The sequence below is a fragment of the Lacinutrix mariniflava genome (assembly GCF_001418015.1).
GTDB classification, from domain to species: domain Bacteria; phylum Bacteroidota; class Bacteroidia; order Flavobacteriales; family Flavobacteriaceae; genus Lacinutrix; species Lacinutrix mariniflava.
Map to the genome: position 1 here is coordinate 1 of NZ_LIQG01000026.1, position 17,302 is coordinate 17,302.

At 33.2% G+C, this 17,302-nt stretch carries 10 protein-coding genes and 1 tRNA gene; 5 read left to right on the forward strand and 6 right to left on the reverse strand.

The genetic code is table 11. From position 1 onward, the window contains the following. Positions 1 to 297 precede the first annotated feature (297 nt). From infB to rimP, 3 genes are read right to left on the reverse strand one after another with little or no spacing between them, the layout of a single operon-like run. Positions 298 to 3,108, reverse strand: coding sequence for a translation initiation factor IF-2 (gene infB / locus ASC44_RS07110; protein WP_055446922.1), 2,811 nt, complete (start codon positions 3,106 to 3,108; stop codon positions 298 to 300). A 35-nt stretch (positions 3,109 to 3,143) separates the two neighbouring features. Continuing rightward, a complete protein-coding gene (gene nusA / locus ASC44_RS07115; protein ID WP_055446923.1) occupies positions 3,144 to 4,376 on the reverse strand; it encodes a transcription termination factor NusA in 1,233 nt (410 codons plus the stop codon). A gap of 12 nt (positions 4,377 to 4,388) precedes the next feature. Beyond that, positions 4,389 to 4,850, reverse strand: a complete 462-nt coding sequence (gene rimP / locus ASC44_RS07120; RefSeq protein ID WP_055446924.1) for a ribosome assembly cofactor RimP — start codon at positions 4,848 to 4,850, stop codon at positions 4,389 to 4,391. 302 nt (positions 4,851 to 5,152) lie between these two features. Between rimP and ASC44_RS07125 the strand changes: the two genes are divergently transcribed. Then, positions 5,153 to 5,974 carry a universal stress protein gene (locus ASC44_RS07125; RefSeq protein ID WP_055446925.1) on the forward strand — a complete coding sequence of 274 codons (822 nt, stop codon included), beginning with the start codon at positions 5,153 to 5,155 and terminating at the stop codon, positions 5,972 to 5,974. A gap of 137 nt (positions 5,975 to 6,111) precedes the next feature. Here ASC44_RS07125 and ASC44_RS07130 read toward each other — a convergent pair. Continuing rightward, positions 6,112 to 6,184, reverse strand: a tRNA-Gln gene (locus tag ASC44_RS07130). Positions 6,185 to 6,394: 210 nt separating this feature from the next. Here ASC44_RS07130 and ASC44_RS07135 point away from each other — a divergent pair. Both ASC44_RS07135 and ASC44_RS07140 read left to right on the forward strand, forming a co-directional pair. Continuing rightward, a complete protein-coding gene (locus ASC44_RS07135) occupies positions 6,395 to 9,886 on the forward strand; it encodes a glycosyltransferase family 117 protein (RefSeq protein WP_055446926.1) in 3,492 nt (1,163 codons plus the stop codon). A 2-nt stretch (positions 9,887 to 9,888) separates the two neighbouring features. Next, positions 9,889 to 10,545: a polysaccharide deacetylase family protein gene (locus ASC44_RS07140; protein WP_055446927.1), complete on the forward strand. Its 657-nt coding sequence runs from the start codon at positions 9,889 to 9,891 to the stop codon at positions 10,543 to 10,545. On the opposite strand, the gene ASC44_RS07145 is transcribed toward ASC44_RS07140, so the two are convergent. Together ASC44_RS07145 and ASC44_RS07150 are read right to left on the reverse strand one after the other, a co-directional pair. After that, positions 10,538 to 10,834 carry a thioredoxin family protein gene (locus ASC44_RS07145; RefSeq protein ID WP_055446928.1) on the reverse strand — a complete coding sequence of 99 codons (297 nt, stop codon included), beginning with the start codon at positions 10,832 to 10,834 and terminating at the stop codon, positions 10,538 to 10,540. The two genes, ASC44_RS07140 and ASC44_RS07145, sit on opposite strands and share 8 nt — an antisense overlap. 248 nt (positions 10,835 to 11,082) lie before the next feature. Continuing rightward, positions 11,083 to 12,384 (reverse strand): metallophosphoesterase, encoded by a 1,302-nt coding sequence (locus ASC44_RS07150; protein ID WP_055446929.1) that lies wholly within the window; start codon positions 12,382 to 12,384, stop codon positions 11,083 to 11,085. 183 nt (positions 12,385 to 12,567) lie between these two features. Here ASC44_RS07150 and ASC44_RS07155 point away from each other — a divergent pair, with 183 nt between their 5' ends. Together ASC44_RS07155 and ASC44_RS07160 are read left to right on the forward strand one after the other, a co-directional pair. Next, positions 12,568 to 15,504 (forward strand): GH92 family glycosyl hydrolase, encoded by a 2,937-nt coding sequence (locus ASC44_RS07155; RefSeq protein ID WP_055446930.1) that lies wholly within the window; start codon positions 12,568 to 12,570, stop codon positions 15,502 to 15,504. 71 nt (positions 15,505 to 15,575) lie between these two features. After that, complete coding sequence (locus ASC44_RS07160; protein ID WP_055446931.1) at positions 15,576 to 17,252, forward strand: MFS transporter; 1,677 nt, start codon at positions 15,576 to 15,578, stop codon at positions 17,250 to 17,252. The last annotated feature ends 50 nt before the right edge of the window (positions 17,253 to 17,302 follow it).

A 17,302-nucleotide genomic window follows, 5' to 3' on the forward strand; every position in this document is an offset into this window, starting at 1 on the left:
AAAGCGGTTTTTTGTATCTATAATTCAAGTGATTCTAAGAGCCCTTTTAGTTCGTTTTTAAAGTACTAAAACGACACTCTTATCCGTATTTATAAATCAGAGTAAGGAAGTCCTTATTAAATAGTAGGTTTTTATGTTATTCTAATCAAATAAATACATTTAAATAAGAATCTAAATTTCTTGAATTGTTTATAAAACCATAAAATTAGGTTAATAAAAAAAGCCGTTTTCAATTACTTGAAAACGGCTTTTAGCTTTATGAACTTTTAGATACTTTTTGTTATCTAATAATTACTTTTATTTTAATTTCTTTTTAACTTCAACTTCATGGAACGCTTCTATTACATCGCCCTCTTTAATGTCGTTGTAATTTTTAACCTGCATACCACAATCGTATCCTTTACCAACTTCCTTAACATCATCTTTAAATCGCTTTAAAGAAGCTAATTCACCTGTATAGACTACAACTCCATCACGTACTAAACGTATTTGCGAGTTTCTGTATATTTTACCATTCATTACCATACAACCAGCAATGCTTCCAATTTTAGTAACCTTAAAGATTTCTCTAATTTCAGCTGTACCAGTAATCTCTTCTTTAAGCTCTGGAGATAACATACCTTCCATTGCATCTTTAAGATCATTAATTGCATCGTAGATAATTGAGTATGTTCTAATATCAACTTCCTCTCTATCTGCTATCACTCTAGCATTTCCTACAGGACGCACATTAAATCCGATAATAATAGCATCAGATGCTGTTGCTAATAATACATCACTCTCAGTAATTGCTCCAACTCCTTTGTGTAAGATATTGACTTGAATTTCTTCTGTAGATAGTTTTTGGAAAGAATCTGTTAATGCTTCAACAGAACCATCAACATCACCTTTAAGAATAATATTTAACTCTTTAAATGTACCTAATGCAATACGACGACCGATTTCTGCTAACGTTAATGTTTTTGTAGTACGAACATCTTGTTCACGTTGTAATTGCATACGTTTTGTTGCAATTTGTTTCGCTTCACGCTCATCTGCAAATACATTAAACTTATCACCTGCTTGTGGTGCTCCATCTAATCCTAATATCGATACTGGAGTAGAAGGACCTGCAGATTGAACATCATGACCACGTTCATCTTGCATTGCTTTAATCTTTCCACTGTTTTTACCAGCTAATACATAATCACCGACTTTTAGTGTACCTGCTTGTACTAATATTGTTGATACATAACCACGACCTTTGTCTAAGAATGCTTCAACTACAGTTCCTACTGCAGGTTTATTTGGATTTGCTTTAAGTTCAAGTAATTCTGCTTCAAGTAAAACCTTTTCTAATAATTCTTTTACACCAGTTCCTACTTTTGCCGAGATATCATGAGATTGAATTTTCCCTCCCCAATCTTCAACTAAAAGATTCATTTGTGCTAAACCTTCTTTAATTTTTTCAGGATTAGAGTCTGGTTTATCAATTTTGTTAATTGCAAATACAATTGGTACTCCTGCTGCTTGTGCATGAGAAATTGCTTCTTTTGTTTGCGGCATGATGTCATCATCTGCTGCTGCAACAATAATTGCTATATCTGTTACTTGAGCACCACGTGCACGCATGGCTGTAAAGGCCTCGTGACCTGGAGTATCTAGAAATGCTATTTTCTGACCATTTTCTAATTCTACACCGTAAGCTCCAATATGCTGTGTTATCCCACCAGATTCTCCTGCAATTACGTTTTCTTGACGAATGTAATCTAGAAGTGATGTTTTACCATGATCAACATGTCCCATAACTGTTACAATAGGCGCACGTTCAACTAAATCTTCTGGTTTATCTTCAACTTCAACAATTGATTCCTCAATGTCTGTTGTTACAAATTCTACTTTATATCCAAATTCTTCTGCTACAATAGTTAATGTTTCAGCATCTAAACGCTGATTCATTGTAACCATCATACCTAAAGACATACATGCAGATATAATTTGAGTAACTTGAACATCCATCATCGTAGCAACTTCACTTGAAGTAACAAATTCTGTTACCTTAAGTATTTTACTTTCTGCTGCTTCGATTTGCTCATCGATTTCAGTCTGTTCTCTATGCTTATCTCTTTTATCTCTTCTATTTTTAGCACCTCTACCTTTGCTAGATTTTCCTTGTAATTTCTCAAGCGTTTCTCTTACTTGTTTCTTTACATCTTCCTCACTAGGTTCTGCTTTTACGATAGGAGCACGACGACCTTGTCCTGGCTTACCTTTAAATCTATCGTTTCCACCACGAGTATTCCCACCTCTATTTCCTCCTGTACTAGGTCTATTGTCTCCAGGTTTAGAAATACGACGACGCTTTTTCTTATTAGCATCATCAACTTTTTTAACAACCTTTTTCTTAGGCTTATTAAATTGAGATAAATCAATTTTTTCACCTGCGATTTTTGGTCCTGAAAGTTTTTGGTATTTTGTTTCTACTGTTTCTGGCACATTGCTTTCCTCTGCAGGAGCAGCTTCTTCAGTAGTGGCTTTTTTATCGACAATTTTAGAATCCGCTTTTGGCGCTTCAACCTTAGGAGTTTCTACTTTTGGAATTTCGGCTTTTGGAGTTTCGGCTTTTTTAGGTGTAGATTCTTTTTTAACTTCAACTACAACTGGAGCTTTAACTTCAACTTTTTCTTCCTTCTTAGGAGTTTCAGCTTTAACCTCTTTAACGTCCTTCTCTTCAGCTTTAGGAGCTTTCTTTTTAGGATCTAAATCAATTTTACCTACTTTTTTAGGTCCAGCGAGTGTTTTAGATGCTTTCACAACTTCTTCAGCTTTCGCTTTAGCTATAGCTGCTTTAGCTTCCTCATCTTTTCGCTTAGCTTCCAATTCTTGTTCACGTTTTAGACGTAAATCTTCCTTTTCTTTAAGCTTAGCTTCACTAACCGCTTGAGACTTTACCTTCTTACCAGCATCTGTTTGAAATTCATCTGAAAGCATTTTATAAGTTGCTTCAGAAATTTTCGTAGTCGGACGCTTCTCTACCTTGACACCTTTGGAATCTAAAAATTCCACAGCGCGATCTAGAGAGATGTTAAGCTCACGTAGTACCTTATTTATTCTAATCGTTTCAGCCATAAATTGCCTTTACCTTAATTTTACTCAAATATATGTTAATCTTCGAATTCTTCCTTAAGAATTCTTATAACATCTAATATTGTTTCTTCTTCTAAGTCTGTTCTCTTAACTAAATCTGCAACATCTTGTTCTAAAATACTTTTTGCTGTATCTAAACCTGCCTTGCTAAATTCTTTAATTACCCAACCTTCAATTTCATCTTTGAATTCTCTCAATTCAACATCTTCCTCTGCTCCTTCTCTAAACACATCAATCTCATAACCCGTAAGTTGTCCAGCTAAACGAATATTGTGACCACCACGACCAATCGCTTTACTTACTTCTTCTGGTTTCAAGATAGCCTCAGCACGTTTGTTTTCTTCATCAATTTTAATTGATGTAACACGCGCAGGACTTAATGCTCTTGTAATATATAATTGTAAGTTATTAGTATAATTAATAACATCTATATTCTCATTTCCTAATTCACGTACAATACCATGAATTCTTGAACCTTTCATACCAACACAAGCTCCAACAGGATCTATTCTATCATCATATGAATCCACAGCAACTTTTGCTTTTTCACCAGGAATTCTTACTACGTTTTTAATAGTAATTAAACCATCAAACACCTCTGGTATTTCAGATTCAAATAATTTTTCTAAAAACTTAGGCGATGTACGCGACATAATAATCGCAGGCTTATTACCTTTAAGTTCAACACTATCAATAATACCTCTTACATTATCTCCTTTACGGAAGAAATCTGAAGGTATCTGCTTATCTTTTGGTAAAATTATTTCATTTCCTTCATCGTCCAATAAAATAACTGCTCTGTGACGAATATGATGAACTTCGGCTGTATACAAAGTTCCTTCAAGCTCTTTAAACTGCTTAAATATATTTGTATTATCGTGTTCGTGAATTTTAGAAATTAAATTTTGGCGTAGCGCTAAAATAGCACGACGACCAAGATCGATAAGCTTAACTTCTTGCGAAACATCTTCACCAACTTCAAAATCTGGTTCAATTTTTCTAGCTGCAGTTAAAGAAATCTCTTGATTTGGTTCCTCTACCTCACCATCTGCGACAACGATTCTATTTCTCCAAATCTCTAAATCTCCTTTATCTGGATTTATAATAATATCGAAGTTATCATCATCACCAAACTTCTTCTTTAATGCATTTCTAAATACATCCTCTAAAATCGCCATTAGCGTAACACGATCGATTAATTTATCGTCTTTAAATTCTGAAAATGACTCAATTAACGCTATATTTTCCATTATTCTACTGAATTAAAATTTTATCACAACTTTTGCTTCTACAATATCGTTGAAAGCTATTTTTGCATTTTTTTGCACCGTTACCTTTCCTTTTCCAACAGGTTTTGGCTCTCTAGCTTTCCATGTTAATTCTATACCTTCCTCTGAAACATCTATTAATTCTGCTTCAATGTTTTCGGTTTGTGTTTTAACCTCTAAGGTTCTACCAATATTTCTTTTAAATTGTCTTGGCAACGTTAAAGGTGCTGCTGCTCCAGCTGAAGCTACTTCTAAAGAAAAATCATATTCTTCTCTATCAATATTGTGTTCAATTGCTCTACTTATAAACATGCAATCTTCCACCTTAACTCCATTATCACCATCGATAATAATGCTTACTACTTGCTCACCCGAAATTGTGAAATCGATTAAAAATAAATCGCTTCTTTCCTCTAGAGCTTCGTTTAATAAATTTTCTACTGTGGCGTTAAACATTTTCAAGTATAAAAAGAGCGGACTTTTCGTCCGCTCACATTCATTTTTCTTACAACGGTGCAAATATACATAGATTTTATTAATTTTCATAGAAAACTAAAGCAGACTTTTACTTTTGATAAAAAAAATGCAATTATGAGTCAAATCGTCTAGTATAACGTAATTCCATCTCCATAAAATTAAACATACAAGTGTACTCATAAAGGTAAAGCTTTTGCTTTTAATCTGCAAAGTATTATAGTATTGGTTTTTACAAGTCCTTTTTTTTGTTAAATTTAAGTACTTCTTAAACACATCTAACTATGAAAAAAATTCTTGTACCAACAGATTTTTCAACTGAAGCAGAAAATGCGATTAAAGTAGCTGCTCAACTATCTAAAAAACATAATTGCGAGCTTATCTTACTACATATGCTAGACTTACCACTATCAAGCATTGGTGAAAACACACCTTCAGAATTACCCGAAGCGCTTTATTTTATGAAATTAGCACACAAGCAATTTGAAGACGTTATGTCGAAAGATTACCTAAGTGACGTTACAGTAACAGAAATGGTAGATTTTCATGATATCTCTACAGGCATCTTAGAAACTTGCAAAACTCACGACATTGATTTAATCGTTATGGGATCTCATGGCTCTAGCGGACTTAAAGAAATGTTTATTGGTTCTAATGCTGAAAAAATAGTGCGAACATCTGAAAAACCTGTATTGGTTATAAAAAACGAGCATGACAATTTTAATATTGAAGAATTTGTTTTCGCATCAGATTTCGAGAACGACAATAAGGAAACCTACAAGCAAGCAGTAAAATTAGCTGAAGCATTTAATGCGAAAATTCATTTACTAATGGTAAACACCGTATCTAATTTTAAAACAACTGCTAGCGCAAAGGTGAAAATTAGTGAGTTTATTGAAGGTACAAATTTCACAAATTTTACAACAAACATTTATAATGATGAAACTGTAGAGAAAGGTATCTTAAATTTTTCGCATATTATAGATGCAGATCTTATAGGTATTAGTACGCATGGAAGGCAAGGTATTGCCCATTTTCTAAATGGAAGTTTAAGTGAAGACCTTGTAAATCACGCTAAGAGACCAGTGATTACATTCAAAATCTAATCTAAAAACATATCACTTAAAAAAACTCTAGAGATAGAGCTTATTTTAAAGGTTACAACATTACACTAAACGTAAAAAAACTTACAACCATATAAAACCAAAAAATCCTAACACATAAATGCGTTAGGATTACTTTGTTGGCCCACTAGGTCTCGAACCTAGACTCTTCAGTACCAAAAACTGACGTGTTACCAGTTACACCATAGGCCAATACTTTTGTAACAGGCTGCAAATTTAAAAGAAAGTTTTATTTGCGCAAACATTTTAAGGTAATTTTTTTTTATTTTTTCATCTTTTTTTCTAAAAAATAGTTAACAACCTCATAATGACCTATTTTATATAAATTGTCTTAGGAAAACTTTATCATTCTCATTTGATAATAATTAGTAAATTCGCCATAAAATTAAATAAACCACGTGTATGACGTCTTCAAACTTTAAAAAATGGAACAATATCTTAGGATGGTTCGCTTTTTTAATTGCTTTAATAACTTATAGTTTAACAGTAGAACCAACCGTTAGTTATTGGGATGCTGGTGAATATATTTTAACATCAGCGAAACTTCAGGTTGGTCATCCACCTGGAGCTCCATTATTTCAAATGCTTGGAGCCTTTTTCTCAACTTTTGCAATGTCTCCAGAAAACATTGGATTGATGCTTAATATGCTGAGTGCAGTTTCTAGTGCGTTTACTATTTTGTTTATGTTTTGGAGTATTTCTTTATTACTTCAAAAAATGATTTCTTCTGAAACATTCTCGACAAGCAAAGGCTATGCCATCTTAGGAAGTGCTTTAGTTGGTAGTTTAACGTTTACGTTTACAGACTCTTTTTGGTTTAATGCTGTAGAGACCGAAGTATATGCAATGGCTACCTTAATAATGGCTATTTTATTTTACTGTGCTTTACGTTGGGATTTCGATATGCATAATCCAAGAGGTAACCGTTGGTTAATTCTTATTGCTTTCATTATTGGATTGTCTTTTGGTGTTCACTTTATGGGATTATTAACGATTCCTGCTATTGGATTAATTTATTATTTCAAAAATTATAAGACTGTTACAATCAAGAATTTCATAATAGCTAATGTAGCTTCAGTCGCAATTTTACTTTTTATCTTTAAATTATTAGCTCCAAACATTCTAAGATTCTTTAGTGTTCTAGAGATATTCTTTGTTAACACTGTCGGTTTACCTTTTAATTCGGGATCAATTATCGCAGGTATACTATTGGTAGCTATAATATATTTCAGTTTAAAATACACAAGAGAAAAAGGACACAGACATATTAACACTTCTATTCTCTGTGTAACTTTTGTAATTATTGGCTTTTCTTCTTGGTTAATGTTACCAATTCGTGCGAATGCAAATGTGGTTATTAACGAAAACAATCCATCGAGCGCAAGAGAACTTTTAGCATACTACAATTTAGAACAGTACCCAAAAACACACTTGTTTTATGGCCCATTATTTACAGATCAATATGCCGCATTAAATGGTAATAAAGATGATGCCTACACAGACGATAAACCTAAGTATGAAAAAGATTTAGAACAAGGTAAATATGTTGTTGTTAACGATTGGGAAAACTCTTTACAGAACTACAATTACGACCACGCAGCTTTCTTACCAAGGATGTGGAGTGGAGAAAATGCAGAGAATTATATGTTGTTCTCAGGTTTTTTAGATTACACAATCAAAGAACAATTTAATGTTGATCCTTTAACTCAGAAAAAAATTGAAATTTTCATTGAAAAATATCAAAAAAGTCAATTAACAGAGTCAGAATATGATGAATTTATGTCGATTTACGGCGATAAATTAAATACTGCCTTAAGTCCAAGAATACAAAAAGATGTTGCTTTCATTAATCAGTTTAAAAATGAGGTTGCAAAAGGAAATGTAGACTACGAAGGTTACCATAAATTTTTAAAACAATATGGACAAGAATATTTAGATATCGAAAAACCATCGTTTTTAGCTACGACAACCTATTTATTTCAATACCAATTAGGTTATATGTATTGGCGTTACTTTATGTGGAATTTCACAGGAAGACAAGACGATATTCAAGGTGAATATAACAATCATGGAAATTGGATAAGTGGTATCGACGCAATCGATGCTTGGCACTTAGGACAGTCTCAAGATAATTTACCAGGAGATGTAAAGAATAATAAGGCTAGGAACACTTACTTCTTCCTTCCGTTAATTTTAGGGCTTATTGGTCTGTTTTTCTTATTCAATAAAGACAAAAAAACCTTTTGGGTACTCTTAGTGTTCTTCCTCTTTACCGGAATTGCAATACAAGTATATACCAATGTAAGACCATTTGAACCTCGAGAACGTGATTACTCTGTAGTTGGTTCGTTTTACGTGTTTGCTATTTGGATAGGTTTTAGTGTGTATGGTATTTTCGAATTCTTTAAAAACAAAGTAAAAACCACTGCCTTACCATTAACAATTACTGGAATTTGCTTATTAATTGCTCCATTAATTTTAGCCGTAAATAATTGGGACGACCATGATAGATCTGGAAAATACACAGCTTTATCTATGGCTAAAAAATATCTGGATTCCTGCGGAGAAAATGCAATATTATTCTCTATTGGAGATAATGACACATTCGCGCTTTGGTATGCTCAAGAAATTGAAAACTATAGAACAGATGTTCGTGTTATTAACACTAGCTTATTTCAAACCGATTGGTATATAGACCAAATGAAGCGCAAGGCTTACGAGAGTGATCCTATTCCATCTCAATTAACGCATGACCAATACAAACTTGGCACACGAGATTATATAATGAAGCGTACGTATTATGTAGATCCTAAAACGGAAGAAGCTAAACCGACTTCAACTCGAGATACTTTGATGATAAAAGAGTTTATGGATTTTGTATCTAGTGATAACCCAAAAACAAAATTCAAGTACATTGTTCAAAAACAGGATGAAGATCTTTCGCAATATCCATCTCAATATTTAAACACTAACTATTTTCCTGTAGAAAATATTCGTATTCCTGTAAATAAAGCGAATGCTATTAAATATGGAATTGTTAAGCAAAAAGATGCAGATTCTATAGTTGATTTTATAGATATAAAAATAAAAGAAAGTACTATTTACAAACAACGTTTGTTAATGCTTGACATTGTTGCGAATAACGACTGGAAACGCCCTATTAACTTTACAGGTGGTGCTTTTGGCGAAGATGATTATATCTGGATGAAGGATTACCTACAACTCGATGGAATGGTTTACAAGCTAGTACCAATTAAAACACCAACAGATCGTGCTAATCCTTTTGATATGGGACGTGTTGACAGTGAGTTTATGTACAATAAGGTTAAAGCTTGGGATTGGGGAAATAGTGGTAGTGATGACATTTACCATGATCCGGAAACACGTAAAAACTCTATTACTTATAGAGGTAATCTTGCGCGTTTAATGGAAAAACTTATTCAAGAAAAGAAACTAGATAAAGCAGAAAACATTGCAGACATTGCCATGGAGAATATGCCCGTGGACAAATTTGGATATTATACTTTATTAGAACCTTATATAAGTGGTTATTATGAAGTTGGGTCTAAAGACAAAGCAAGACAGTTGTTTCAAGATGTTGCCGTAAAATATCAAGAAAATCTAACCTATTATAGCGAACTAACTCGTGATAATCAATTTAAAAATGCTCAAGAAATTTTTACAGATATCGAACGCTATAGAGCACTTATAGTTGTTTTAGCCAAATATGACGAAGACTTTGCTGAAAAAGAGTTTATGACTTTTGATAATTATCAAAACTTGTTTGAAAAAACATTTCCAAGTGAACGCCCTCAACTAAGAGAAGAACGCGATATTAATAGAGATAGTAGCATTCCTAATATCGAACCAATTGCTATTGATACAGAAGAATAACCATGCAATTTGTTCCTGCTAAAATACCGCAATTTATAAAACGAATATTCCCAAACTATGTTTGGGATTTTTCGTCTAGAGATAAGGTTTTATATCTTACTTTCGATGATGGTCCTACACCAGAGATAACCCAATGGACTCTAAATACTCTAAAGCAATATAATGCTAAAGCAACTTTCTTCTGTATTGGAAATAATGTTGCTAAACATCCTGAAATTTTTCATGCAATTTTAAATGAAGGCCATAGTATTGGTAACCATACACAAGATCATGTAAAAGGATGGGATACCACAACAAGTAAATATTTAGAAAACGTAGCAGAAGCAGACACTATAATTACCAAGGAATTAGAAAACACCAAAATAAAGTTAAACTTGTTTAGACCTCCCTTTGGACAATTAAAGAATAAGCAAGGCAAAGCAATAATCCAGTTAGGTTACAAAATAGTGATGTGGAGTGTTGTTGCCTTCGATTGGGAACAAAAGGTACCGAAAGAACAATGTTTAAAAAACGTAATTAATAAGGCGTCTATAAAAAACAACATAATAGTTTTTCACGATAGCGTAAAAGCATCAAGAAATATGATGTATGCACTCCCAAAAGTACTGGAGCATTTTAGTAAAAAAGGCTATACTTTTAAAGCAATTAGCTTTAAATAAAGTCTTGGACTAATGCAATTAATGTATTTACATCCTGCTCACCACTTTGCCTCCATTTCATCTCTCCATCTTTGTAAAGAATTAGAGTTGGCAAACTTTTAACTCGTAAAGCTTCAGATAGCTCTTTATTTTTTTCTACATCAATCTTAATCACTCTAGCCTTATCACCAAGTGCAGCTGCAACATCCCGAAGCACAGGATGCATAGCTGTTGATTGTTCATTCCACTCTGTAAAAAAATCTAGTAAAACTGGAATTTCTACATCAATTAGTTCTCCAAATTTTGACATTTCTGTAAAGTTTTAGTTTTTAACATCTAGATAAACTCTATAATTATAGACACAAATTTGTTTATTTTTTCCTATTATTTCAACCCAAAATAAAACACACTATAATCTGTTCTAATTATTGAGCCTGATTATAATAAAAAATAATATGCTTTTACTATCAGCTTTATAAATTAATTTGACATCTCGTTATTGTAAATCTACAATTTTTTAACAACTTATAGATTTATCCCTTTTTATTTAAGATAACTTTAAGCTGCCTTCGCACCTTTTTTAAGCGTAATCACGGTAATTTCGGGCCAAATACCAATACGCCCAGGAAACGCTAAATACCCAAAACCTCTATTTACATGGAGAAACTTTCCAGCGACCTCGTACATTCCTGCCCATTTTGGATAACGGTACTTAACGGGACTCCATTTTATACCTAAAGATGGTACTTCTATTCCAAACTGCATACCATGAGTATGTCCTGCTAGAGTTAAATGAATGTGCTTTTCGAAATTTACAATGTTAGTCTCGTCCGTAATCACATCATGCTTGTTTTGGTCCGTTTTATTAAGTTCCATTGCGGCATAATCAAAATGCGAAGGATCATGAGACATTAAAACATTAAAATCATTTTCTCCAATTGTTTTGGTTGCTTCTTTTAAGCTTCCGCGTTTCGGAAAATGTTTTGATGCTCCCCAATTTTCAACACCAAGAAGGTTTATAGATTGTCCATTACGTTCAATTTTTCTGTTGTCGTTCATTATCAAATCGAAACCTAATTTACGATGAACTTCCTCTAATTGACGTTGATTCTCATCGTTTAAAGCTTTATCATTTCCGTAGGCATAATATCCATAATCATGATTTCCCATAACGGCAAACTTTCCATCTTTGGCTTTTAATTTACCAAAAACATCAATCCAATTATTCATTTCTTCGGCTTTTGTATTTACTAGATCTCCAGTAAATAAAATAGTATCGCTCTCTTGTTCATTAATTAAATCTATTCCATAAGATATCTTCTCTTTACTCTCCAAACTCCCTGAATGTATATCGCTAATTTGCGTAATGGTATAACCATCGAAAGCCTCAGGTAGGGCTTCAAAATATAGTACATGTTTAATTACTTTATAATTATACTTGCCTTTAAAAACACCGTAGAGAATAGACGTAAACGGAATCGCCGCTAAGCCCAAAGCTATTTTAGACACAAAACCACGTCTACTAGTAGAATACGCTATGTCTTCTGGACTAGATTTTGAGGTTCTATTTATTAAATTTAATACTGCTCTCACAATATCTTCTCCAAACATAAATAGTATTAAAATAAGTTTAGGAATAAAGAGCATAAACAAGAAAGCTACCGCATAACCATGCTCATGCGTAAAGCTTTCTCCACGAACAAAATTAGAATAACGATAAACAAAGTTACCAACAACATATGCGCTCGCTAACCAGTAAACAACATAAACTATATAGTTTCTAGTAAGCGTTCTAATAGCTTGAAAAGCATAGAAGTCTAAAACCAAAATAATTAAAACGAGAACAATCCAACGCAACATAAAGTTTTTTTTGTGTAAAGATATTAATTGTGAAACTGAGATATCTTACTAATTTGTTAAACGTTTGAATTTGAATAAAAACACTCAGCTTACCCAAACAATAAAAGAAAAAGTCTTAACGGTTTTGCGAATTTCATTTTAGTATATTAGGTGCTATAAATTTAGTAATCTATTTTTTTTAAAATGAAAATCGCAATTGCCCTACTCTTAAGCTTATTCCTTGTATTATCAAGCTGCAAGAATGAAGTAAATAATATTAAGAAGACAAAAGACAAACCTTTACTTTCATACGTCAATCCGTTTATTGGCACAGGTGGACATGGACATACGTATCCAGGAGCAACAATGCCTTTTGGAATGATGCAATTAAGTCCAGACACACGTTTAGATGGCTGGGATGGTTGTTCTGGTTATCACTACAGCGATAATGAAATTTACGGATTTTCCCACACGCACCTAAGTGGAACTGGAGTTAGCGATTATGGCGATATTTTAATAATGCCAACAAACGAACAGGTTTTTAATAATGGAGCAGATGGCAAAAAAGGTTACAAATCTAAATTCTCACACGATAATGAAATTGCACAACCTGGTTTCTACAAAGTACATTTAGACAATACAAATATTGATGTAGAATTAACTGTTTCTAAACGTAGCGGTGTGCATAAATATAAATTCCCTTCTGCTGAAAACCAATTCGCCATTGTAGATTTAATACACAGAGATAAGGTTTTAGATGCTAAAATTGAAAAAATCTCTGAAACCGAAATTACTGGCTACCGTTTTTCTGATGCTTGGGCAAAAGACCAACGTCTCTATTTTGTAATAAAAACATCGCATCCTTTTAACGATGTGTTACAGTCTCCTCCAAAAACAGGAATGCCAGGAGCGCAAAAAATTGCTTTAAAATTTAAAAACCCAAATAATGAGCCTGTTTATATTAAAATAGGAATTAGTGCAGTAGATATTGATGGCGCAAGAAAGAATCTAAAAGGTGAAATTGGAGACCAAACCTTTGAGCAAGTAAAAAAAATAGCACAAGATTTCTGGGAAAAGCAACTAGAAAAAATAGTAGTAGAGACTAACAATATCGACAATAAAACCAATTTCTATTCCTCAATGTATCACGTCGCATTGGCTCCAAACCTGTATCAAGATGTGGATGGCAGATATCGAGGTATGGATTTAGAAATTCATAAATCTAAAAATTTCGATTATTACACCGTGTTCTCCCTTTGGGACACCTATCGCGCTGCTCATCCTCTGTATACTATAATAGAACAAGATAAAACCAACGATTTTATAAATACCTTTTTAGCAAAATACGACGAAGGTGGTATTATGCCAATCTGGGATTTAAGTGCAAATTACACAGGTTGCATGATTGGGTATCATGCCGTGCCAGTAATTGCAGATGCCTATTTAAAAGGTATTCGTGGTTACGATAATAACAAAGCACTAAAAGCAATGATGCATAGTGCTACACGAGATAAATTAGGATTAAAAAGCTATAAAGCATTTGGATTTATTCCTGTGGAAGAAGAAAGTGAATCGGTTTCTAAAACTTTAGAATATGCCTACGATGATTGGACGATTGCACAAATGGCAAAAGCCATGAATAAAAACGACATTTATAAAGACTATACTCAAAGAGCACAGAATTACAAAAACGTTTTCGATCCAGAAACACAATTTATGCGAGGTCGTTTTCGTAATACTTGGTTTGCACCTTTCGATCCTTACGAAGTAAATTTTAATTACACCGAAGCTAATGCTTGGCAATACAGTTTCTATGTACCTCAAGACATTTCTGGTTTTATCTCGCTATTAGGCGGAAAAGACAAACTAGAAGAAAATCTCGACAAACTATTTTTAGCCGAAGATCAAACTTCTGGCAGCCATCAAGTAGACATTACAGGCCTAATTGGACAATATGCGCATGGAAACGAACCGAGTCATCACATGGCATATTTGTATAATTTTGTAAATAAACCACACAAAACGCAAGAGAAAGTACACCAAATTTTAACCGAATTATACACCAACACTCCCGATGGCATTTCAGGAAATGAAGATTGCGGACAAATGAGCGCATGGTATATTTTTAGTTCCATCGGTTTTTATCCAGTTACGCCTGGAAGCAATCAATATATTATAGGAACACCACTATTCGAGAAAGCTACTTTTAATTTAGAAAGCGGAAAAACGTTTACTGTTTCCACTGAAAATTTAAGTAACACAAATATCTATATAGCGTCTGCTACCCTAAACGGAAAACCATACAATCTCTCTTATATTTCTCATGACGCTATAATGAATGGTGGAACACTTCATTTTAATATGAAAGGCCACCCAACAGATTGGGCTACAAAAAACAGCGAAATACCAGAAACTAAAATAGAAGATTATAATATTACAACGCCTCCATTTATTACAAAAGGCGACATCGCTTTTAATGGTGAAACCGAAGTGGCATTACAAAGCAACACAAAAGGAGCTTCAATTTATTATTCTGAAAACGATTCTGAATTCAAAACATACATAAAGCCATTTACTATTTCTGAAGCTGAAACATTAAAGGTCTATTCAGAATTAAACGGTAAAAAGAGTAAAACAATAGCTACAAATTTCTTTAAAATAGATCCTAATTTATCCATTATACTAGATTCAGAATATGCAAATCAATATAACGCAGGCGGAAAAGAGGCTTTAATCGATGGTATTTTAGGTACACAAGATTTTAGAACTGGTACATGGCAAGGTTATTTTGATACTGATTTAGTTGCGACTGTAGACTTAGGAAGTAGCAAATCTATAAATTTGATTGAAGTGAATTTTTTACAAGACCAACGCTCCTGGATTTTTTGGCCAACTGAGGTTTCATGTTTAGGCTCTAATGATGGTATTAATTTTTCTATTATTGATGGATTAAAAAAAATGAATAATAGAACAGCATCAGAAAACGTTGAAATTAAAACTGCATATTTTAAACAAGTGCCTAAAAAATACCGTTTTATAAAAGTAATTGCTAAAAAACTAGGTAAACTTCCAGAATGGCATTTAGGTTATAAAGACGATGGAAGAAGCTGGCTGTTTGTAGACGAGATTATAATAAAATAACAATACACAAAGCTTAAACAGAAATTCAATAACATATTTTAATTACATTTAGACAAACTAAAAACTAACTAATGAAAGACCAAAACAACAAATCTGCTTTAACTACCTTAGTTACAGTATTCTTTTTTTGGGGATTTATTGCTGCATCCAACAGTGTATTCATCCCATTCTGTAAAACGTATTTCGAAATTGATCAATTTCAATCTCAACTTGTAGAATTTGCTTTTTATGGTGCTTATTTTATTGGAGCGCTATCACTTTTTATAGTCTCTAGTTCAATTAAAAAAGACATTATTAATTCTTGGGGATACAAAAAAGGAATTATCTACGGCTTACTACTCTCTGCTGTTGGTGCATTTATTATGTATCCAGCAACTGCAGGAGCTGTGCAAGGAGACACTAGCGTTTTTTACCTTGTACTAGTTGCTTTATTTATTGTTGGCTTAGGTTTTTCTTTACAACAAACAACAGCCAATCCTTTTGCTATAGCACTTGGCGACCCTAAAACAGGTTCGCATCGTTTAAATTTAGCAGGAGGTATTAATTCTTTAGGAACCACTATAGGACCAATAGTGGTAGCACTAATTATTTTTGGAACCTCATCTGTAAGTCCAGAAGAATTGGTGAGAATGATTAAAAATAATGAAATCACCTTAACCACAATACAAATGCTTTATCTAGGAGTAGGTGTTCTATTTTTATTAGCAGCAGCCCTATTTCATTTTTCTAAAAAGTTACCAGCACTAAAATCTGAAACAGTTTTTGAACCAGCAAATAAAGCAAGAAATTTACTCATCTTATTAACTATCGTTATTCTTGGTTGTTTCGGTTATATTTTCAGTACTTATTCAGGAGCGGCAGTCGCAACCGAAAACTTAGAAAAAACACGTTTAATTCTATTATTTGTCGCATTATTCGCGGTAATTGCCACCATATTTATTGCCAATACTAGTGCTTCTAAAAAAGCAGAAGGTTGGGGAGCAATGAAATATCCACAATTAGTTTTAGGTATGCTAGCCATCTTCACCTACGTAGGAGTAGAAGTAACCATAGGTAGTAATTTAGGAGAACTATTAAAACAAGTAGCAGACACAGTTACCAATACAAACTCTTTAGGGTTACCCGTACTTAACGATGCAGGAATAGCGCCATTTGTATCACTGTATTGGGGCGGATTAATGATTGGTCGTTGGGTTGGTGCCATTACCGTTTTTAATCCAAGCAAAGGCTTAAAAAAATGGCTATTAATTATTGTGCCTTATGTTGCATTTGGAGTGGTTTTATTATTTAATGGTATTGCAGGAAAAGTATTTTCTACAAACGAAATCTTATTTTTTGCTATTTGTGTAGCTGTTCAAATTGGAGGTTTCTTTTTAGCAAAAGATGAACCTGTAAAAACGTTAAAAATATTCGCTTCCTTAGGTGTAATTGCTATGTTAGTTGGCTTATTCACAACTGGAAATGTTGCTTTATTCGCCTTTTTATCTGGAGGATTATTTTGCTCTATAATGTGGCCATGTATTTTTACGTTAAGTATTGCTGGTTTAGGAAAATATACATCTCAAGGTTCTGCCTTTTTAATAATGATGATTTTGGGTGGTGCAATTATACCACCATTGCAAGGAAAGTTAGCAGATGTCTTTAGTATCCAGTCGTCGTATTGGATGGCAGTAATCTGTTTTGCTTATTTACTATTCTATGCGTTTAGAACCAAAGCGGTATTAGACAAACAAGGCGTAGACTATTAAGATTCAAAATAAAAATGTTTTCGCTTTCGCGGAAATAATAAAGAACCATT